This window comes from Tessaracoccus aquimaris, assembly GCF_001997345.1.
Taxonomy (GTDB): domain Bacteria; phylum Actinomycetota; class Actinomycetes; order Propionibacteriales; family Propionibacteriaceae; genus Arachnia; species Arachnia aquimaris.
In genome coordinates, this window is the sequence record NZ_CP019606.1 from 175,224 (window position 1) to 195,674 (window position 20,451).

At 68.1% G+C, this 20,451-nt stretch carries 16 protein-coding genes, 1 tRNA gene and 2 pseudogenes; 15 read left to right on the forward strand and 4 right to left on the reverse strand.

Annotated elements, in window-relative coordinates; genetic code table 11:
• Positions 1-13: 13 nt before the first annotated feature.
• The 10 genes and pseudogenes from BW730_RS00805 (at position 14) to moaC (ending at position 12,321) form a co-directional block, all read left to right on the forward strand.
• A pseudogene (locus BW730_RS00805) lies at positions 14-3,723 on the forward strand (nitrate reductase subunit alpha).
• Positions 3,723-5,303: a nitrate reductase subunit beta gene (gene narH / locus BW730_RS00810; protein ID WP_077684650.1), complete on the forward strand. Its 1,581-nt coding sequence runs from the start codon at positions 3,723-3,725 to the stop codon at positions 5,301-5,303. Before BW730_RS00805 ends, narH begins: the two are co-directional and overlap by 1 nt.
• Positions 5,300-5,911, forward strand: a complete 612-nt coding sequence (gene narJ, locus BW730_RS00815; RefSeq protein WP_077684651.1) for a nitrate reductase molybdenum cofactor assembly chaperone — start codon at positions 5,300-5,302, stop codon at positions 5,909-5,911. Before narH ends, narJ begins: the two co-directional genes overlap by 4 nt.
• Complete coding sequence (narI, locus tag BW730_RS00820; RefSeq protein WP_077684652.1) at positions 5,908-6,669, forward strand: respiratory nitrate reductase subunit gamma; 762 nt, start codon at positions 5,908-5,910, stop codon at positions 6,667-6,669. Before narJ ends, narI begins: the two co-directional genes overlap by 4 nt.
• Before the next feature lie 64 nt (positions 6,670-6,733).
• Positions 6,734-8,008 carry an MFS transporter gene (locus BW730_RS00825; protein ID WP_077684653.1) on the forward strand — a complete coding sequence of 425 codons (1,275 nt, stop codon included), beginning with the start codon at positions 6,734-6,736 and terminating at the stop codon, positions 8,006-8,008.
• Positions 8,005-9,395, forward strand: a pseudogene (locus BW730_RS00830) (MFS transporter). Before BW730_RS00825 ends, BW730_RS00830 begins: the two are co-directional and overlap by 4 nt.
• Before the next feature lie 95 nt (positions 9,396-9,490).
• On the forward strand, positions 9,491-9,916 hold the full coding sequence (locus tag BW730_RS00835) for a molybdenum cofactor biosynthesis protein MoaE (protein ID WP_077684654.1): 426 nt from the start codon (positions 9,491-9,493) through the stop codon (positions 9,914-9,916).
• On the forward strand, positions 9,907-10,641 hold the full coding sequence (locus BW730_RS00840) for a HesA/MoeB/ThiF family protein (protein ID WP_077684655.1): 735 nt from the start codon (positions 9,907-9,909) through the stop codon (positions 10,639-10,641). Before BW730_RS00835 ends, BW730_RS00840 begins: the two co-directional genes overlap by 10 nt.
• Positions 10,638-11,840: a molybdopterin molybdotransferase MoeA gene (locus tag BW730_RS00845; RefSeq protein ID WP_077684656.1), complete on the forward strand. Its 1,203-nt coding sequence runs from the start codon at positions 10,638-10,640 to the stop codon at positions 11,838-11,840. Before BW730_RS00840 ends, BW730_RS00845 begins: the two co-directional genes overlap by 4 nt.
• Positions 11,841-11,850: 10 nt before the next feature.
• The gene (gene moaC / locus BW730_RS00850) at positions 11,851-12,321 is read left to right on the forward strand and encodes a cyclic pyranopterin monophosphate synthase MoaC (RefSeq protein ID WP_077684657.1); all 471 of its coding nucleotides are present in this window, start codon (positions 11,851-11,853) and stop codon (positions 12,319-12,321) included.
• A gap of 35 nt (positions 12,322-12,356) precedes the next feature.
• Here moaC and BW730_RS00855 read toward each other — a convergent pair whose 3' ends face one another.
• The gene (locus BW730_RS00855) at positions 12,357-13,319 is read right to left on the reverse strand and encodes a helix-turn-helix transcriptional regulator (protein WP_077684658.1); all 963 of its coding nucleotides are present in this window, start codon (positions 13,317-13,319) and stop codon (positions 12,357-12,359) included.
• Positions 13,320-13,442: 123 nt separating this feature from the next.
• On the opposite strand from BW730_RS00855, the gene BW730_RS00860 reads away from it, so the two are divergent.
• On the forward strand, positions 13,443-13,838 hold the full coding sequence (locus BW730_RS00860; protein WP_077684659.1) for a RidA family protein: 396 nt from the start codon (positions 13,443-13,445) through the stop codon (positions 13,836-13,838).
• A gap of 207 nt (positions 13,839-14,045) precedes the next feature.
• Here the strand turns inward: BW730_RS00860 and BW730_RS00865 are convergent, their stop codons facing one another.
• Positions 14,046-15,485 (reverse strand): HNH endonuclease signature motif containing protein, encoded by a 1,440-nt coding sequence (locus tag BW730_RS00865; protein ID WP_077684660.1) that lies wholly within the window; start codon positions 15,483-15,485, stop codon positions 14,046-14,048.
• Positions 15,486-15,709: 224 nt separating this feature from the next.
• On the opposite strand from BW730_RS00865, the gene BW730_RS00870 reads away from it, so the two are divergent.
• Positions 15,710-15,782, forward strand: a tRNA-Pro gene (locus BW730_RS00870).
• 89 nt (positions 15,783-15,871) lie between these two features.
• Here BW730_RS00870 and BW730_RS00875 read toward each other — a convergent pair.
• Positions 15,872-16,756, reverse strand: coding sequence for an alpha/beta fold hydrolase (locus BW730_RS00875; protein ID WP_077684661.1), 885 nt, complete (start codon positions 16,754-16,756; stop codon positions 15,872-15,874).
• Between the two features lie 809 nt (positions 16,757-17,565).
• Here BW730_RS00875 and BW730_RS00880 point away from each other — a divergent pair.
• On the forward strand, positions 17,566-18,528 hold the full coding sequence (locus BW730_RS00880) for a hypothetical protein (protein WP_077684662.1): 963 nt from the start codon (positions 17,566-17,568) through the stop codon (positions 18,526-18,528).
• 55 nt (positions 18,529-18,583) lie between these two features.
• Here the strand turns inward: BW730_RS00880 and BW730_RS00885 are convergent, their stop codons facing one another.
• Entirely contained in the window at positions 18,584-19,087 is a 504-nt protein-coding gene (locus BW730_RS00885; RefSeq protein WP_077684663.1) for a MogA/MoaB family molybdenum cofactor biosynthesis protein, read from the reverse strand.
• A 79-nt stretch (positions 19,088-19,166) separates the two neighbouring features.
• Between BW730_RS00885 and BW730_RS00890 the strand changes: the two genes are divergently transcribed.
• A complete protein-coding gene (locus BW730_RS00890; RefSeq protein ID WP_077684664.1) occupies positions 19,167-19,562 on the forward strand; it encodes a TOBE domain-containing protein in 396 nt (131 codons plus the stop codon).
• A complete protein-coding gene (gene modA / locus BW730_RS00895) occupies positions 19,559-20,347 on the forward strand; it encodes a molybdate ABC transporter substrate-binding protein (RefSeq protein ID WP_077684665.1) in 789 nt (262 codons plus the stop codon). Before BW730_RS00890 ends, modA begins: the two co-directional genes overlap by 4 nt.
• Positions 20,348-20,451: the final 104 nt, after the last annotated feature.

Below are 20,451 nucleotides of genomic sequence, written 5' to 3' on the forward strand. Positions count from 1 at the left end.
AAAAACTCATCCCATGAGTTCAGATTCCGCGCGCATCGACGGGTTGGCGTCAGAGGCCCTGCTGAAGCTCGGCCGCTTCTTCACGAAGTGGGACGAGACCGACGACGGCCGCGCCGTCTTCCGTGAGGGGGGCCGCGCAGGCGACGTCTTCTACCGTGACCGGTGGAGCCACGACAAGGTGGTCCGCTCCACCCACGGCGTGAACTGCACGGGCTCCTGCTCGTGGAAGGTGTACGTCAAGGACGGCATCATCACGTGGGAGTCGCAGCAGACCGACTACCCGACGACCGGGCCCGACCGGCCCGAGTACGAGCCCCGCGGCTGCCCCCGCGGAGCGGCCTTCTCCTGGTACACCTACTCGCCGACCCGGGTGCGCTACCCCTACGGCCGTGGCGTGCTGATCGAGATGTACCGCGAGGCAAAGAAGCGCCTCGGCGACCCGGTTGAGGCGTTCCGCGAGATCTCCACCGACCCCGTCAAGCGGCGCCGCTATCAGCAGGCCCGCGGCAAGGGCGGCCTGGTGCGCATCTCGTGGGATGAGGCGATGGAGATCGCCGCTGCGTCGTACGTCAACACCATCAAGTTCTACGGCCCCGACCGCTGCGTGTCCTTCTCGCCGATCCCCGCTATGAGCATGGTGAGCCATGCCATCGGCACCCGCTTCACGCACCTCATCGGCGGCGCCATGACCAGCTTCTACGACTGGTACGCCGACCTTCCGGTCGCCAGCCCGCAGGTCTTCGGTGACCAGACGGACGTGCCCGAGTCGGGCGACTGGTGGGACGCCACCTACCTGATGATGTGGGGCTCCAACGTCCCCGTCACCCGCACCCCCGACGCGCACTGGATGGCAGAGGTCCGCTACCGCGGCACCAAGGTCGTCACCGTCAGCCCCGACTACGCGGACAACGTCAAGTTCGCCGACGAGTGGCTGCCTGCGCAGGCGGGCACCGACGCGGCGCTCGCGATGGCGATGGGCCACGTCATCCTCAAGGAGAACTTCGTCGACCGGAAGGTCGACTACTTCTCCGACTACGTCAAGCAGTACACCGACCTCGGGATGCTCATCACACTCGTCGAGCACCCCGAAGGCAAGGGCCTGGTGCCGGGCAAGTTCCTCACCGCGGAGGACCTCAGCACCTACCGGTCCGAGACCGACGACGCGTTCAAGACGGTGATGTGGGACAAGGCAACCTCCGCCCCGCCGTCCCGAACGGTTCGATGGGCTTCCGTTACGACGAGCGCGACGAGGGCAAGTGGAACCTCGAACTCGGCGAGATCGACCCTGCCCTGACCCTCCTCGGCGAGGCTGGCAGCCAGCCTGTCGAGATCGCGCTGCCGTGCTTCGAGGACCCGAGGGGCGAGGGCTCCGTGATCAACCGCGGCGTGCCCGCCCGCACCGTCGACGGGAAGCTCGTCACCACGGTGTTCGACCTGATGCTCGCCCAGTACGGCGTCGGGCGCGAGGGCCTCCCCGGTGTCTGGGCCAAGGACTACGACGACGCGACGTCGCCCTACACGCCCGCCTGGCAGGCAGAGATCACCTCCGTGCCCGCAGAGGCGTGCATCCGCACCGCCCGCGAGTTCGCCTCCAACTCGGAGGAGTCGAAGGGCCGCACGATGATCATCATCGGCGCAGGCATCTGCCACTGGTTCCACGCCGACGTCACCTACCGCGCGATCATCGCGCTGCTCATGATGACCGGCTGCATCGGCAAGAACGGCGGCGGCTGGGCGCACTACGTCGGCCAGGAGAAGTGCCGGCCCATGACGGGCTGGTTCAACATGGCCAACGCGCTGGACTGGTCGCGCCCGCCGCGCACCATGATCGGCACCGGCTACTGGTACATGCACACCGACCAGTGGCGCACCGACGGCTTCTCCGCCGACCGGATCAAGTCGCCGCTGTCGACCGGATCGCTCGACGGCATGCACACCGCCGACTCGATGGCGCTCGCACACCGGCTCGGCTGGATGCCCTTCTACCCGCAGTTCGGCGTCAACCCGCTCGACCTCGCGGACGAGGCCACCGCCGCCGTCGAGCGCGGCGAGTACGAGTCGCCGCAGGCCTATGTCGCGGCCAAGCTGAAGGCTGGCGAACTGAAGAGCGCCGTCGAGGACATCGACGCGCCCGAGAACTGGCCCCGCACCATGATCCTGTGGCGCTCGAACCTGTTCGGCTCCTCGGCGAAGGGCGCCGAATACTTCAACAAGCACCTGCTCGGCACCCACAACAACGTGATGCCCAACGGGCACGGCACCGACCGACCGCGCGACGTGAAGTGGCACGAGGAGGCGCCGGAGGGCAAGCTCGACCTGCTCATCACGGCCGACTTCAGGATGACGAGCTCGACGCTGCTCAGCGACATCGTGCTCCCGGCGGCGACGTGGTACGAGAAGCACGACATCAGCTCCACCGACATGCACCCCTACGTGCACGCGTTCACTCCCGCGATCGACCCGCCGTGGGAGACCCGCACCGACTACGACGTGTTCACAGAGTTGGCGCACAAGCTCTCCGAGATGGCCAAGGGCCGGCTCGACACCCGCAAGGACCTCGTCGCGGTGCCGATGCAGCACGACACCCCCGGCCAGCTGGCGCAGCCTGGCGGCCACGTCCCCGACTGGCGGGGCACCGACGTGCCTGCTGTGCCCGGCAAGAACCTGCCGGTGCTTGCGGTCGTCGAACGCGACTACACGGCGATCGCCGACAAGCTCGCCACCGTCGGGCCGCTTGCCGACAAGTTGGGCTTCACCGTCAAGAACATCACCTACGACGTGCGCCACCAGGTCGACCGGTTGGCGAAGCTGCACGGCGTCTACCCGTCGGGCCCCGCAGAGGGTCGCCCGGCCATCAACACGGACGCGCGTCTGGCGGAGGCGATCCTCACCTTCTCCGGCACCACCAACGGTGAGCTGGCGACCCAGGGCTTCCGCACCCTCGAGAGGAAGACCGGCCGCGATCTGGTCGACCTGTCGCTCGGCTCCGAGGAGAAACTGATCACCTTCGCGCAGACGCAGGCCGCGCCCCAGCCGGTGATCACGTCCCCGGAGTGGTCGGGCTCGGAGACCGGCGGACGGCGCTACGCCGCCTTCACGATCAACACCGAGCGCCTCAAGCCATGGCACACGCTCTCGGGACGGATGCACTTCTTCCTGGACCACGACTGGATGACGGACGCAGGGGAGAACCTGCCGACGTACCGTCCGCCGCTCGACATGTCCGCGGCCTACGGCGAGCCAGAGCTCGGGCCCAACGGTGAGAAGGCGATCACGCTCAGGTACCTGACGGTGCACAACAAGTGGTCGATCCACTCCGAGTACCAGGACAACCTGTTCATGCTGTCGCTCGGACGCGGCGGGCCGCAGGCCTGGCTGAGCGTTGCCGACGCCAAGTCGATCGGCGTCGCGGACAACGACTGGATCGAGCTGACAAACGCCAACGGCGTGTTCGTCGCCCGCGCCGTCGTCACCCCGAAGCTGCCCGACGGCATCTGCTACGTGCAGCACGCCCAGGAACGCACCATCGACATGCCCAAGTCGGAGGCCACCGGTCGCCGCGGCGGCATCCACAACTCGGTGACCCGGATCCTGCTCAAGGCAACCCACCTGATCGGCGGCTACGCCCACCAGGCCTACGCGTTCAACTACATCGGCCCCACCGGCGTGCAACGGGACATCGTCTCGACGGTTCGCCGCCGCTCCCAGGAGGTGCAGTACTGATGGCGAAGCAGCGTCGCGTCATGGCCCAGGTCGCCATGGTGATGAACCTCGACAAGTGCATCGGATGCCACACGTGCTCGGTCACCTGCAAACAGGCGTGGACCAACCGCGCAGGCACCGAGTACGTCTGGTTCAACAATGTCGAGACCCGCCCGGGCCTCGGCTACCCCCGCACCTACGAGGATCAGGACAAGTGGCAGGGCGGCTGGGTCCGCACCAAGTCAGGTCGCCTCAAGCTGCGCTCCGGCGGGCGGTTCAAGAAGCTGCTGAGCATCTTCGCCTCCCCGGTGCAGCCCGGCATGGACGACTACTACGAGCCGTGGACCTACGACTACGAGAAGTTGATCCAATCGCCGCTCGGCGACGACTTCCCGGTCGCCCGGCCGAAGTCGCTCATCACGGGCGACGACCTGGCCATCAAGGCCTCCGCGAACTGGGACGACTCGCTCGGCGGTATCGCCGAGACCATCGACGAGGACCCGATCGTCAGGAAGCTGCGCGACGAGGCCAACATCCAGATCAAGGCGGAGTACGAGAAGACCTTCATGTTTTTCGTGCCGCGCATCTGCGAGCACTGCCTGAACCCATCGTGCATGGCCGCCTGCCCCTCGGGCGCGATCTACAAGCGCGCCGAGGACGGCATCGTGCTGGTCGACCAGGATCGCTGCCGCGGCTGGCGCCAGTGCATCACCGGCTGCCCCTACAAGAAGATCTACTTCAACCACCGCTCCGGCAAGGCCGAGAAGTGCACCATGTGTTACCCGCGCCTTGAGGTGGGTCTCCCGACGGTGTGCGCGGAGACGTGCGTCGGCCGGCTGCGCTACATCGGCGTCATCCTCTACGACGCCGACCGCGTCACCGAGGCGGCACTCGCGGACGAGAAGGACCTGTACGAGGCCCAACTCGACCTGATGCTCGACCCCAACGACCCGCAGGTGATCGCCGACGCCAAGGCCAACGACATCCCGACCGACTGGATCTCGGCGGCGCAGAAGTCGCCGGTGTACGCGCTCATCAAGCACTTCAAGGTCGCGCTTCCTCTGCATCCGGAGTACCGCACGATGCCGATGGTCTGGTACGTGCCGCCGCTCTCGCCGGTGGTGGACCTGCTGAAGTCGCAGGGCCATGACTCGGAGGCCGGTGGCAACCTGTTCGGCGCCATCGACGCGCTGCGGATCCCCGTCGAGTACCTGGCGGAACTGTTCACGGCAGGTGACGCGGACGTCGTCACCGGCGTGCTGCAGAAGCTCGCCGCGATGCGTTCCTACATGCGTGACGTGACCCTCGGTCGCGAACGGCAGCCGGAGCTGGCCGAGGCCGTCGGGTTGACGCCCGCCGCGATGGAGCAGATGTACCGGCTGCTCGCCATCGCCAAGTACGACGAGCGCTACGTCATCCCGAAGGCGCACTCGGAGCAGGCGCACAACCTGGAGGAGATGGGCTGCTCCGTCGACTTCGATGCCACCGACCCGTACAACTACGACGGCGGCTTCGGGTCGTCGTCGGGCCGCGTGGTGCCCGTCGCCATCGAGAGCTACGCCGACGCCAAGCGTCGCCAGCAGGACGCGAGCGGGGCATGAGGGCCGTCGTCTTCCAAGCGGCCGCGCTGCTGCTGGGCTACCCGACCGAGGACCTGCTCGACAAGCTCGACCTGATCGAGGAGGCCGTCGCCGAGGCGGGCACGGGGGAGCGGTTCGCGCCCACCCTCGCGCACCTGCGATCGATGCCGCTGATGGAACTGCAGTCGTGGCACGTGCAGGAGTTCGACCTGTCCCGCAGGCACGCGCTGCACCTGACGTACTGGACCGACGGCGACACCCGCCGCCGCGGCGAGGTGCTCGGCTCCATCAAGCAGACCTACCGCGACTCCGGCCTCGTGGTCGACCTTGACGGTGAGCTGCCCGACTATCTGCCGATGGTGCTCGAGTTCACAGCCACGGGTGCGCCAGAGCTCGGCATCGGCATCCTCAACGCCTACCGCGCCTCGCTCGAGCTGCTGCGGATCGGGCTCACGGAGGACAAGCTCCCGCACGCGGGCGTCGTCGAGGCCATCTGCGACGTGCTTGGCGGACCCTCGCCCAAGACCCGCGCCGAGGTGCGCGACCTGCTGACCACCCCTCCCACGGAGACCGTCGGTCTTGAGCCGACCTTCCTTCCCTACCCGCAACTGCAAGGGAGCCAACCGTGAAGTTCCTGCTGTGGGGCGTGCTGCCCTATCTCACCTTCCTGGTCCTGATCGGCGGCCTGATCTGGCGGTACCGCTACGACCAGTTCGGCTGGACGACCCGCTCGTCGCAGCTCTACGAGTCGAAGCTGCTCAAGATCGGTTCGCCGCTGTTCCACTTCGCCCTGCTCGCGGTGCTGATGGGTCACCTCGTCGGCCTGCTGATCCCCAAGGCGTTCACCGACTGGATCGGCCTGAGCCAGCACATGTACCACCTGGGTGCCTTCTGGGGCGGTGGGCTGGCAGGCGTCGCCCTGATCGTCGGGCTCGCCATGCTGATCGTGCGGCGGCGCACCACGGGGGCCGTGTTCAAGGCGACCACCTGGAACGACAAGATCATGTACCTGGTGCTCGCGACCGTCATCGGGCTCGGCATGTTCGCCACGCTCACCGGCGACAAGACGCCTACCGGTGCGGAGCACAACTACCGCGAGACCGTGTCGGTGTGGTTCCGTTCCCTGTTCACGTTCCAGCCCAACGTCGACGCGATGGCCGCGGCAACTTGGCAGTTCCAGACGCACATCGTGATCGCCATGCTGCTCTTCGCGATGATCCCGTTCACCCGCCTGGTGCACGCCTTCTCGGCACCCTTCCACTACCTCTTCCGCCCCTACATCGTCTATCGCTCCCGCGATGCCGTGTCTGCGCGCCGCTCATCCACGACGAAGGGTCGCGGCTGGGATCCGGTCGGCACCCGCGACAACCAGAAAGTTCGTAAGTGAGTAAGAACCTCATCGAGGTCGGCCCCGTGCACGACACGGGCAAGGGGCCGGCCGGGTCCTCACCATGTCCACGATCGCGTTCACGCTGATGTTCGCGGTGTGGCTCATGTTCGGCATCCTCGGCATCCCCATCCAGAAGGAACTGGGCCTCAGCGACCAGCAACTGTCCTGGATCTCGGCCCTCGCCGTCCTCAACGGCTCCATGTGGCGACTCCCGGCAGGCATCCTCGCCGACCGGCTCGGCGGCCGCACCATCACGCTGTTCCTGCTGTTCGCCACCGCGATCCCCGCCTACCTGGTGTCGTTCGCGAACAACTACGCGATGCTGCTGGTGCTGGCCTTCCTCGTCGGCTTCGCTGGCAACCTCTTCTCCGTCGGCACAGCATGGGACTCGGCCTGGTACTCCAAGGACCGCCAGGGCCTCGCGCTCGGCGTGTTCGGCGCGGGCAACGTCGGCGCCTCCGTCACCAAGTTCATCGGCCCGCCCCTGATCGCCGCCACCGCGGGGTCGACCTACATCCTTGGCATCCAGGGCGGCTGGCGGCTGATCCCGGTCATCTACGCGGTGCTGCTCGTCATCGTCGGCATCCTCACCTGGATCATCGTCCCCAAGCCGGACCGCGCCGCAGGGGCCTCCAAGCCGCTGTCGGAGATGCTCGCGCCGCTGAAGGACGTGCGCGTGTGGCGGTTCAGCCTCTACTACGTGGCCGTCTTCGGCGCCTACGTGGCGCTGTCGGCCTGGCTGCCGAAGTACTACGTCGACAACTTCGGCGTCTCGCTGACCGTCGCGGGCCTTTTGACGGCGACCTTCATCTTCCCCGCCTCGCTGCTGCGGCCCGTCGGCGGCTGGCTCAGCGACAGGTTCGGCGCCCGCAAGGTGATGTACTTCACCTTCGCGCTGATGCTGCTCTCCAGCGGCATCCTGATGATGCCCAACGGCTTCATCACCGTCGTCCACCCCGACGGCGGCCAGAGCCAGCACCTGCACTACCAGATCTCGCTGCTGTGGTTCGTGGTCCTGGTGTTCATCCTCGGCTGCGCCATGGGCTTCGGTAAGGCCGCGGTCTTCAAGCACATCCCCGAGTACTTCCCCGACAACGTCGGCTCCGTCGGCGGACTCGTCGGCATGCTCGGCGGACTTGGAGGATTCGTCCTCCCTCCGCTGTTCGCCGCGACCAAGACCTGGTCCGGTTTCCCGAGCAGCACGTTCTTCTGCATCTTCATCCTGGTGGCGATCTGCGCCGTCTGGATGCACGTCACCATCGTCCGCATGCTGCACGACAAGTCGCCTGAGCTCGCCGGCACCATCGACCGACCCCTAGAGGAGGCTCGCTCGTGAGCACCACCACCCCCGAGACCAAGGGAGACTGGCTCGTCTCCTGGGACACCGAAGACGAGTCCAAGTGGGACAAGAAGCTCGCCTGGAACACGCTGACCGTGACCACCGTGTCGCTGACGCTGTGCTTCGTCGCATGGTTCCTGCCGAGCGCCATCGTCCCCAAGCTGAACGCGCTCGGCTACAACTTCACCAAGGACCAACTGTTCCTGATGACGTCGATGCCAGGCCTCTCCGGCGGCCTGCTGAGGCTCGTCTGGATGGTCCTTCCGCCCAAGATCGGCACCCGCAAGATGGTCGCGCTGACCACGCTGCTGCTGCTCCTGCCGATGCTCGGCTGGGGCTTCGAGGTGACCAACCCGCACGTGCCGTACTGGCGCCTGCTTGCGCTCGCCTTCCTGGCGGGCATCGGCGGCGGGGCGTTCTCCGGCTTCATGCCGTCGACCTCCTACTTCTTCCCCAAGTCGAAGCAGGGCACCGCGCTCGGCATCCAGGCGGGCATCGGCAACTTCGGCGTCTCGCTGGTCCAGTTGCTGACCCCGTGGCTGATCGGCTTCGGCATGTTCGGCTTCCTCGGCTCCCAGACGCTGACGGTGCCGAGCAAGCAGCCCGTCGAGGTCTGGTACCAGAACGCGGCGCTGATCTACGTGCCGATCATCATCGTGGTTGCCGTCTGGTCCTACGTGGTGCTGCGCTCGGTGCCCATCAAGGCCAGCATCAAGCAGCAGTTCGACATCTTCAAGAACCAGGACACCTGGTGGATGACCCTGCTCTACATCATGACCTTCGGCACCTTCTCCGGCCTGTCCGCCCAGTTCGCGCTGCTGATGATCAACCTGTACGGCGCGGGCAACTCCGCCATCGTGGAGGGAACGGGTGCGGGGGCGAAGCTGCTCATCGAGGGCTATGAGCTGCCGGACCCGGTCAAGTTCGTGTTCCTCGGCCCGCTGATCTCCGCGGGCGCCCGGGTGCTGTTCTCGCCCCTGACCGACCGGATGGGCGGCGCCATCTGGACGCTGATCTCCGGCATCGGCATCTTCGCGTCGATCCTCATCACGATCCCGTCGCTGACGCCCGATACGTCGAGCGCCGAGTCGCTGCAGGGCGGGTTCAACCTGTTCCTCGGGGCATGCTGGCGATCTTCCTGTTCACCGGCATCGGCAACGCATCCACGTTCAAGCAGATGCCGATGATCTTCGAGAAGCGCCAGGCCGGCGGCGTGATCGGCTGGACCGCGGCGATCGCCGCCTTCGGCCCGTTCCTGTTCGGCGTCGGGCTGACGCTGATGAGTGCCACGACGTTCTACATCATCGGCGCGGTGTGGGCCGTGATGTGCATCGCCATCACCTGGTGGAGGTACGCCCGCAAGGGCGCCCCGAAGCCGAGCTGACCAGTCGCTGAACGGACGGGCCGACCGCCTGGGGCGTGAACTTCGCGCCTCCGGAGCATAAGGTTGGCCCGTCCCTGCATGTGAGGAGGAATGCCGTGACGGCGAGGATCGCGGTGGCAGATGTCACCACCGAGGACGTCGACTGCGAGGCGCTGCTCGCCTCCGTCGGTGACGACCGGGCGGGCGCCGTCGTGACGTTCGCAGGCGTGGTGCGCGACCACGACCACGGCAAGTCCGTCACCGGCATCGAATACGTCGGGCATCCGTCCGCGGCCGACGTGATGCGCGAGGTCGCGGAGGAGTTCGCGCAGCGCGAGGGCGTCCACGCGATCGCGGCCCAGCACAGGGTCGGGATGCTCGGGATCGGCGGGGTGGCGCTGTACGTCGCCGTCGCGGCGTCGCACCGCAGGCAGGCCTTCGAGTGCGCCTCCGACCTGGTCGACACCGTCAAGGAGCGGCTGCCGATCTGGAAGAAGCAGTACCTGAGCGACGGCTCGCACGAGTGGTCGCAATGCCCCTGACCGAAGAGCAGCGCGAGCGCTACATCCGCAACATCGACATCGTCGGGATGGGCGTGGCCGGGCAGGAACGGCTGCTCGCGTCGTCGGTGCTGGTGATCGGGGCGGGAGGGCTCGGCTCGGCGGCGCTGCCGTACCTGGCCGCCGCCGGGGTCGGCCGGATCGCGCTCGTCGACGGGGACCACGTCGAGTTGAAGAACATGCAGCGCCAGGTGCTGCACACCGAACTGGGCCGCAACAAGGCCGAATCGGGGGCCGAGCGGCTCCGCGCGCTGAACCCCGATGTTACCGTCGAGGTGATCCCCGAGTACCTGACAGCAGAGCGCGCCAGGGAGCTGTTCGCCGGCTACGACCTGGTGCTCGACTGCACAGACACGTTCGGCGCGAAGTTCATGCTCTCCGACGCCGCGGAGGCGGTCGGCGCCCGGCTGATCTGGGCGTCCGCCGTCGGGATGCAGGGGCAGTGCTCCGTGTTCGGCGTCCCGGACGCGCACGGCGACCAGCTGTACCTGCGCGACCTGATCCCGGTCGAACCGGCCGACGGCGACTACCCGAAGGCCACCGACATCGGGGTGCTCGGCGCGATGGTCGGCCAGGTCGGCGCGATGCAGGCCACAGAGGCCATCAAACTGCTGGCGGGCATCGGGCGACCGCTGGTCGGCCGGGTCGCGCTGCTGGACGCCGCCGCTGGCCGCTGGGCAGAACTGCCACTGAGGAGGGCACGATGAGGAGCGTCGAGGACCACCTGTCGGCCGTGCTGGCGCTGGGGGAGCGCCTCGACGCCGAGCAGGCGCCAGTCGGCTCCGGCTACGGGCGGACCCTTGCGGCCGACGTCGCCGCGGTCGTCGCGGTGCCCCCGTTCGACAACTCGGCCATGGACGGCTTCGCCGTTCGCGCGGCCGACCTCGAGCCAGGCGCGCGGCTGATGGTCGTCGGGGACATCCCCGCGGGCGCCACCTCGGTCCCCTGGGTCGGGCCGGGCGAGGCCGCCAGGATCATGACGGGCGCCCCGATGCCGACCGGCGCCGACACCGTCGTTCCCGTCGAACTGACCGACCAACCCTCGGGCGCCGCGGACCTGCCCGCCACGGTCGAGGTGCGTGAGGTCGTTACGGAGGGCCGGCACGTGCGCGGCCGCGGCGAGGACGTGGCCGTCGGGGACGTCGTGCTTCCCGCGGGTCTGCGGTGGAGCCCCGCGGCGGCATCGTCGGCCGCCTCGCTCGGGCACGGCACCGTGCCACTGGTGCGCAGGCCACGGGTCGCGGTGCTCGCCACCGGGTCGGAACTCGTCGCCGCGGGTCAGCCTCTCGGCTTCGGCCAGATCCCCGACTCGAACTCGATCCTGCTCGCCGGGCTGTGCGAGGGGTGGGGCGCAGAGGTCGCAATGGTGGAGTCGGTCTCCGACGACCCGGCACACTTCCGCGCGGCGCTCGCGCGAGCCATCGACGCCGACCTGGTGCTGACCAGCGGGGGAGTCTCCGTCGGAGCCTTCGAGGTGGTCCGCCAGGTCGTCGAGGGAGACATCTCGTTCGACAAGGTCGCCATGCAGCCGGGCAAGCCGCAGGCCAGCGGGCTGCTCGCCTGGCCCGACGGTCGCCGCGTCCCGATGCTGGGGCTGCCCGGCAACCCCGTCAGCGTGTTCGTGTCCGCCTGGGTCTACGCGCGGCCGCTGCTCGCAAAGCTGGGCGGGTGGAGCGACGCATGGCCGTCGTCACTGCTCCCGGCGACGGTCGGCTGGAGCGGGCCGGAGGGTCGCCGCCAGTTCGTGCCGGTCAAGATCTCGGAGGAGGGGGTGACCCCCGTGCACCGGTTGGGCTCGGGGTCGCACCTGGTCGCCTCGCTTGCCCTGGCCGACGGGCTCGCGGTCGTGCCAGAGGACGTCACCACGGTCGCCGCGGGCGAGACCGTCACCGTCCACGCCTTGTAATCTCTGCCCCATGACCCGCTTCACGCACCTCGACGACGCAGGCAACGCCCGGATGGTCGACGTCACCGCCAAGACCCCCACCGTCCGCTCCGCCTCCGCGGTCGCGTCGGTCCGCTGCAGCGCTGAGGTCGTGCAGGCTCTGCGCGACGGGACGGTGCCGAAGGGCGACGTGCTCGCGGTCGCCCGGGTCGCCGGGATCGCCGCGGCGAAGAAGGTCCCCGACCTGCTGCCGCTGGCACACGTGATCGGCGTCCACGGCGTCGTCGTCGACCTCGAGATCGTCGACGAGGGCATCGACATCTCGGCCACGGTCCGCACGGCGGATCGCACAGGCGTCGAGATGGAGGCCCTGACGGCGGTGACGGTCGCCGCACTGGCGGTGGTCGACATGATCAAGGGCGTCGACAAGTTGAGCGAGATCGTCGGGGCAAAGGTGGTCGCCAAGTCCGGCGGTAGGTCCGGGGACTGGTCGCGGGAGTAGATGCACTGACCGGACACTTTAGTCGTGACGGATACTCAAGATCGATAACGTGCCGCCAGTGCTTCGGCACGCCCATACAACGCATCGCGGACTGACCCTGGCGCTAGAACTTCGGCGTCCGTATCGAGTCGCCACACCGCCCACACCGCGTGGCGCAGGTCTTCGAAGGTCACGTCGAGGCGGATCCAGTCATCCGGTTCCGGGTCCTCGGCCCGCACAGCTCTTGCATTCTCCAGCAGGTCCTCACGCCGAGACGTCTTGATGCGGACGACGACGCGGATGTGGTTCTCGGAAAGGAACTGTGCAGTGCGCTCGGCCCAGATGCGGTCGAGATCGGCTTGGACTGGGCGTTGCGCCGGTTCGGGGAGTGCTTTGGCGTTGAGCATCCGAGACAGACGGTAAGTACGATCGTCTCCGGACTTCGTCGCCAGCAGATAGGTGCGCCCGCGGACGGTGACCAGTCCAATCGGATCGACGGTTTGACGACTTGGTGCCTTACCGGGTGCCGCGTAGTTGAACTGCAGCCGGCGGGTGGTGAGCACCGCGGTCCGGACCTCGCGCATGACGCCATCGGCCAGGTCCTCGTTGGGGGCGGGGCGAGAGAGTAGGTCGGTCTCCGGCTCCACAAGGAACCGTTTGGCCGCATCGCGGAGACTCATCTGGTGCCCTTCGGGCAGCGCGTCGACGACCTTGCGCATCGCCGAGGCTAGGGGTGCACTGAGACCGAAGACCTCCCTTCGGTCTGATCCCGCTGTGAGCAGCGCGAGCGCTTCGTCATGGTTCAGGCCGGTCAGTTCGGTTCGGAAGCCGGGAAGGAGTGAGTAGCCGCCGTGTCGACCACGGTCGGCATAGACGGGGACGCCTGCTGTCGAGAGGGCATCGATGTCGCGCAGCACGGTGCGCGTGGACACTTCGAACTCACTGGCCAGCTGGTCAGCGGTCATTCGGCCTCGCTGGCGCAGCAACAACACCAGCGAGACCAGTCGGTCTGCTCGCATGCATCCATCTTTACCAGAATCACGACACAAGGTGTCGTGATTTGCCCGGAGGGTAGTAGTGCAGTGTTGAGCACGGCGGCCATAGGGCGCCCGGGCGCTGCGGAACGGATGAACGGAGCAAGAATGGAACGCACGGCAGTTAACCCGGTGACGTGGTCGCAGGAGATGGGCTTCAACCAGGGCGAAGCGATCTCAGGGGAGACACGGACGCTGTACATCTCGGGACAGACAGCTATGAGCAAGGATGGTCGGCCCGAGCACGACGGGGACGTTGAGGCTCAGCTCGCGCTGGCCGTTGCGAACCTCGAGGCCGTGCTTGCCGAGGCGGGAATGTCGCTGGCGAACCTGGTCCGCCTTAACGTCTACACCACCGATGTCGACGCCCTGTTACCGCACTACGGCGTGCTCGCAGGCAGGCTAGGGGCGGCAGGAGTTGCCCCGACAACCACGATGCTTGGCGTCACCCGCTTGGCGATCCCAGGCCAGATCGTCGAGCTCGAAGGAACCGCTGTCGCATAGCGCCCCCTCTGGAACTCATTTCGGACGGTCAGCAGGGTAATCCTGCTGACCGTCCGAAGCCCGAAGGAGCCCATGTCCCACGCGCTGCCTCGCTACGCCGAAATGTGGATCGATGGGCGACCGATCCTCGCCACCGAGAATCCCGCCTGAGAAGACGCCCCAGCCGCCGTCTCACGATTGATCAACGTCCCGGTCGGGACAACGAGATCAGGAAGGCACGGACCGGCCAGCCCGATAGTCCGGGTGCCACGGGTCTTCGTGTGGCTCCGGGAATCGGATGGCCGGGGTGTGGGCAGAGTCCTCCCCATCAGCTGGGGCGTCCCTTATCTCAAACTCGTTCGCGAGGTCGGACTCGAGGCGGCGGAGCCTGTGGCGCCGGTGCTGGCGCGGAGCCCGGTTGAAGTCGATGTGTCCGGGTGGCCGGAACCAGGGCTCTCCGGAGTCCGCGTCGATCCAGACCTGCCACTGACTGACCTCCGACTGGAGCGGGTCGGGCTCGACCAGGCGGTGATGCCTCGGGCACAGCAGCACGAGGTTGTCCAGACTCGTAGCACCGCCGTCGTGCCACGGCTGGATGTGGTGGGCCTCGCAGACCGCGGGAGGCATGGTGCAGTGCGGGAACGCGCAGCCGGCGTCGCGGCGGGTGAGGGCCGCCCGAATGCCGCTCGTGACCAGCCGCCGTCGACGCCCGACATCGAGGGGCTCCGAGCGGCCGCCCAGGACGACCGGGATCAGGTTCGCGTCGCAGGCGAGGCGTCGAGCCTCACCGGCGGTCAGGGAGGCGGCGTCGATGCCGATCAGGTCGGCCGATCCGATCCCGTCGCGCAGGCTCTCCAGCGAGACGGTGATCGACACCGTTGGCCTGTCCAGCCCGAGCCTTGGCAGCGAACCCGCCGCCGCGGAGTGGTGGGCGAGACTCATCAGCGCGTCGGCGCGCCTGGCGTCGCGGGTGGGCGGCATGGCTTCCGAGGCGTACGACGACAGCGGCGGCGTGAGCGCGTCGAGTTGGGCCTGGAGCAGCGCGCCGTCGGCGAGGGGGAGCCTGCCGGTCAGCGTCATGTAGCCGTGGCAGGAGTCGGTCAGCCGCACCGAACGGATCGCCTCGGCGCGGCGCCGTTCGCGGTCCAGCCGGGCGCCTTCCTCGTGCTCTGCCGCCTCCGGGTCGAGCAGCGCCCACACCTCGAGGGCCGCGTGCCGCAGTTCGTGAGGAGAGAAGGAGCCGGCCAACTCGATCAGCTCGGCCTGGCACACCTCCAGGACACGGCCGGTGATGATGGTCGGAAGCTTCTTCAGCCCGAACACCATTGCCGACGCCTGGGCCGCAGAGACCGTTCCCTCGACGAGGGCGGCCTTGATCATGGTGAACCGTTCCGACAGGTCGTCGGCGAGCCGCAGGTCGGCTGAGGTGCGGGCACTGTCGTGGCGCGGAGTCGAACGGTGCTGGTCGATCACCGAGGCGAGGCCGTCGAGGTTCGCCTCGTGGAGCAGGTGCAGCTTGAGGCCCTCGGCTTGGGCCTGGATCTGTTCGAGCGTCTCCATGACCGAGGCCAGCCTCGCCGCGCGTTCGTCGTGCTCCGAGAGCGTCGTCGCCGCGTGCCAGAGCGCTGCCATCAACTCCTGGCTGCCCCGCTGCAACGAATCGAACATAGAGCCTATTATTCCCTTGAGGTCCGACAGTTTCGCCGTCGTGAGGGGTTCTCCGGTCGTGCGTCAATAACGGTTTGATAACGGTTGATGGTCGTGAGGGCGCCCTGATGTCCGGGTGTGGACTGGGGGGCTAGAGGTTCTCCACGCCCCAAGCACACGAGGGGCACAGGTCGGCAGACGAGTTGACCACCGCGTTGGAGCCGAGCAACTGAGACTCGATGCCGCGGGCTGTGGGCCGCTTTGTGGCGCACCTGGCTGGGAGTCAGGGGGCCGCAGGTTCGAGTCCTGTCAGCCCGACGCAGAAGCCCAGGTGAGATTGGCCCTTCGCCTGGGCTCCATCATGTCCGACGGTGCTTCTGTGGTCCCCGCAGCCATGCGATGCGGCACTACGCGTCGAGACTCGCAAGGAAACGCCGGGTCTCCTCGGCGAAGAGGTCGTGTGCTTCCAGTTGCGCCCAGTGACCCGTGCCAGGGGCCAGCACGAGCCGTGCGTCCGGGATCAACTCGGCGGCGCGTTGGGAGTCGGAGGGGCTGACCATCGGATCGTCCTGCCCGTGGAACAGCAGCGTCGGAGCGGTAATCTCATGCACCCGCGGGAGCAGGTTGTTGCGCATGGACTTCCGGCCGAGCGTGGCCTGGTTGTAGCGCCCGTAGGCGATGCCGGCCCCGGGGGCTCGTGACTCACGCACGAACTCCTCGACCACCTCGGAGGGGAGCGTTGCAGGGTCCTTGACGATGGCCCGCAGCACCAGGCCGGTGAAACGATTGGCGACGCGTGCCAGCGGCAGCAGCACCCAGTCCGGCAGTTGGGTGCCGAGCCAGGAGAAGAAATGAGTGACGCGTCCTCCGACGCGTTCGGTGAGCCCGCCCGGCGCGATCAGGATCAGTGCGGCGGTGAACTCGGGATGGCGCAGAGCGACGTTGAGGGCGACGTCGCCGCCCATGGACACACCGGCGACCGCCGCCTTCGGCACGCCGAGCGCTCGGGCGACGTCCACGACGAAATCGGCCATCGACTGCGGGCCACCCAGCGCAGGGATCTCCTGTGTGCCACCGAACCCCGGCAGGTCGACGGCGACCACCCTGCGATCGGCTCCGAACGCGATGAAGGCACGGAACCATGAGATACCGGCGCTATCGGTGCCGCCGCCGTGGATGAGCAGCAGCGGCGTTCGCGCACCATCGTCACGACCGCCGAGGAGCACCCGGGTCTGGCCCTGCGGAAGCGCCACGAACCGTTCCTTCGCTCCGGGCGGGATCAGATGACTCATGACGCCTCCTCTGCAGTCGATCGCGTTCCTGCCTCGTCGCCCTCGTCTGCCGCACGTTCGAGGCGAGTCCATCCCCTCGGCCGCGCTCCTGCAGCAGCGTGAGCAGTCGCTCGGCGGCGGGCGAGGTCTGCGTAGTGTGTCTAGTCTCTCGGAGATCGGGCCTTGGGACTAGGGCTTCCCTGGTCCCCTCGACGAGCTCGGGGATCGTTCGCTGAGCTTGTCGAGGCGCCCGACTTGGTGCGGGGTTTCGGACCCCTCGACAGGCTCGGGGATCGGCTGGTTGCGGACCCCTCGACGGGCTCGGGGGTCGTTCGCTGAGCTTGTCGAAGCGTCCGGGTTGGTGCGGGGTTTCGGACCCCTCGACGAGCTCGGGCGCCGTTCGCTGAGCTTGTCGAAGCGTCCGTAACTTGGTGCGCGGTGTCGGACCCCTCGACCAGCTCGGGGATCGTTGGTTGCGGACCCCTCGACGAGCTCGGGGGCCGTTCGCTGAGCTTGTCGAAGCATCCGGTTGTGGTGCGGGTTCTCGGACCCCTCGACGAGCTCGGTGAGCGTCTGGTTGCGTCTCCTTGCCGGGCGGGGCCGTTCGCTGGGCGCGCGACTTGGTGCGGGGTTTCGGACCCCTCGACTGGCTCGGGGGTCGTTGGTTGCGGACCCCTCGACTGGCTCGGGGTCGTTGGCTGCGGACTCCTCGACGAGCTTGGGGAGCGTTGGTTGCGGACCCCTCGACAGGCCTCGGGAGCGAATGGTTCACCTGGCCGACAGTCTCGATGGAAGGCCTAGTGGGCGCGGCTTCGGCTAGGGTTTCACGCATGTCAGAGACCCCCACGATCGTCAGTATCCTCACCGCCAGGGCGCAGGCGTCGCCTGCCGACACCGCGCGGGAACTCGAGAAGGCCGCCAAGAAGATCGGGTCCTACTCCCGCGCCCCCGGCAAGCGCAAGGACGCCGAGCGGGTCACGAGCGTCCTGACTCCCGCCGTCGTCGAGGCGCTCGGGGATGCGTTCATCGCGGTGCGGACCTACGAGCTCGACAACCCCCTCCCGCTGCTCGGCCCCGACTTCCGGCAGGCCGACCACGCCTTCGCGGCGCTCCTGATCGGCGCGGCCGACCCTGCCTTGGAGGCCATGGCGCTGCGCGGCGTCGACCAGGTGGTGGCCCTGCTGCCCAGGATGAGCGCCAAGCAGGCCGAACACATCCAGTACCTCGCCAAGCAGTTCCCGGAGGTCGAGGCCGCCAACCGACTGCACGCTGCGGCCAAGGGCGTGCTCGCCCAGTTCCCGGAGACGGCAGGAGAGGCGTGGGCGCGCGAACTCGGACTGGACCTGCCCGACGAGTACTGGTCGATCTCACTTCGTCTCGACCCGGTTGAAGCCGACACGGAGGAGGCTCGAAGGCGTCCTCGACAGTGGTTCGAGGCCATCATCCTGGCCGACATCTCCAACTTCCCGGGCGACCACACCACCTGGAGCATCCGCATCGGCACGACCAACCGCGACATGCTCGGCTGGGACAGGGCCGCTCCCCAAGAGCGCGGCGTGCCGGTCGGCACCTACGACCGCGAGGACCGCGCCCCCTACGAGCGCATCGCGGGGGCCGTCGTCCCACCGCAGAGCCCCTCAGAGTTTCCGCGGGTGCTCGCCGACCTGGAGGCCGCGCACCCGGAACTTCGCTACGACTACGCGAAGCTGTCGGTGAGTGGAAGTCCGGGACGGCTGCTGTCGCCCGCGAAGAAGAAGTTGCTGATCACCTGGCTCTCGCGGGCGAACGGCTGAGTCGCAGCCCGACGGCTAAGTTGCCCGCCGACGGCTAAGTGCCGCGGACAGACGGCTAGCTGGGGGTCAGGTCGTGGTCCGCGCCGTCGAGTTGCTCGACGATGTGGGTCAGGATCGGCCCGAGAACCGCGAGCGCGTCCCGTGCCCCACCACGTGAGCCGGGCGCGTTGAACACGAACGCGCGCTGCGGCCCCGACTCGACGACGCCAGCTAGCCCGCGCGACAGGCACGACAGCGGCGTGACGGCCAGCCCGGCCGCCCGGACGGCCTCGGCGACGCCGGGCACCTGGTACGAGAGCAGCGGTGCGGTCGCCTCGACGGTGACGTCGCGCGGGCCGATCCCGGTGCCGCCGGTGGTCAGCACGATCCGGGCGCCCTCATCGATCGCCTGACCGATCGCAAACGAGATCTGCTCCGCCTCGTCGGGCAGCACAACAGGGTCCGAGACGTCGAACCCAAGGGCCGCGAGACCGTCGCGCAGCACCCTGCCTGAGCGGTCCTCGTAGACGTCGGCGGCTGCCCGATCCGAGCAGGTGATCACTGCGGCGCGATAGCTCATGGCGACAGACTAGGGCATCGCCCCGATGTTGAACCAAATGGATTGGATTAACCGCAAATGCGGCTGATAGGGTCGCACTATGACGCACATTCGGATCTCTACCGCCGCCGACCTGCTCGGCGTGAGCGACGACACCGTCCGCCGATGGGTCGAGCTCGGGCGCCTCGCAGGCGGCACCGACGACTCAGGCAGGCAGGGTGTCGACGGCGCCGAACTCGCCGCGCTCGCGCAGGAGATCGCCGACGGCGACAAGCTCGGGGAGGGTGCCCGGTCGGCGCGCAACCACCTGACGGGGCTCGTCACCCGGGTCGTCTCCGACAAGGTGATGAGCCAGGTCGAGTTGCAGTGCGGCCGGTTCCGGATCGTCTCCCTCATCTCGACCGAGGCCGTCGAGGAACTCGGGCTCGAGCCCGGCTCCGTCGCGACCGCCGTCATCAAGGCAACCAATGTCACCATCGAAAGGAACCGCGCATGAAGCGCCTCGCCATCCTCGCCGCAACCGTCCTCCTCGCCGCCTGCGGCCAGGCAGGCACCACGCCGACCACGGAGGCCTCGAAGGCGCCGAGCGCGGACCCGTCGCAGCCGGTCGCGAGCGCCCCGGTCGACGCGGGCAAGGTCATCGTGTTCGCCGCCGCGTCGCTGAACAAGGTGTTCCCGGAGATCTCGGGGGCCATGGACATCTCCTACTCATTCGACGGCTCCTCGGGCCTGGTCGACCAGATCAAGGGCGGCGCCCCGGCCGACGTGTTCGCCTCCGCGGACAAGAAGAACATGGACAAGGCCGTCGAGGCGGGGCTGCTTGACGGCGAGCCGAAGCAGTTCGCCACCAACTACCTCGTCGTCGTGACCCCGGCGGGCAACCCGGCGGGCATCACCGGGTTCGACGCGTCGCTGGACGGCAAGAAGCTCGTCGTGTGCGCGGCGGAGGTGCCCTGCGGCGCGGCCACCGGTCGGCTCGCCGAGGCAGAGGGCCTGACCCTCAAGCCCGTCTCCGAGGAGTCGAGCGTCACCGACGTGCTCGGCAAGGTCACCTCGGGTGAGGCGGACGCGGGCCTCGTCTACGCAACCGACGCCAAGCAGGCGGGCGACAAGGTCGACACGATCGAGATCCCGGGCGCGAAGGCCGACCCGAACACCTACTGGATCGGGGTCGTCAAGGACGCTCCCAACGCCGATGGCGCGAAGGCCTTCGTTGACCTCATCACGGGTGCGGAGGGCCTGGAGAAGCTCGCGTCGTTCGGGTTCGGCGCGCCCAAGTGACCTACCCCCGGTGGGCGCTCGCCCCGACCGTCATCGCGCTCGGGCTGCTCGGCCTGCCCCTGATCGGGCTGCTCTGGCGCGCCAACTGGGCGCAGTTGCCGGGG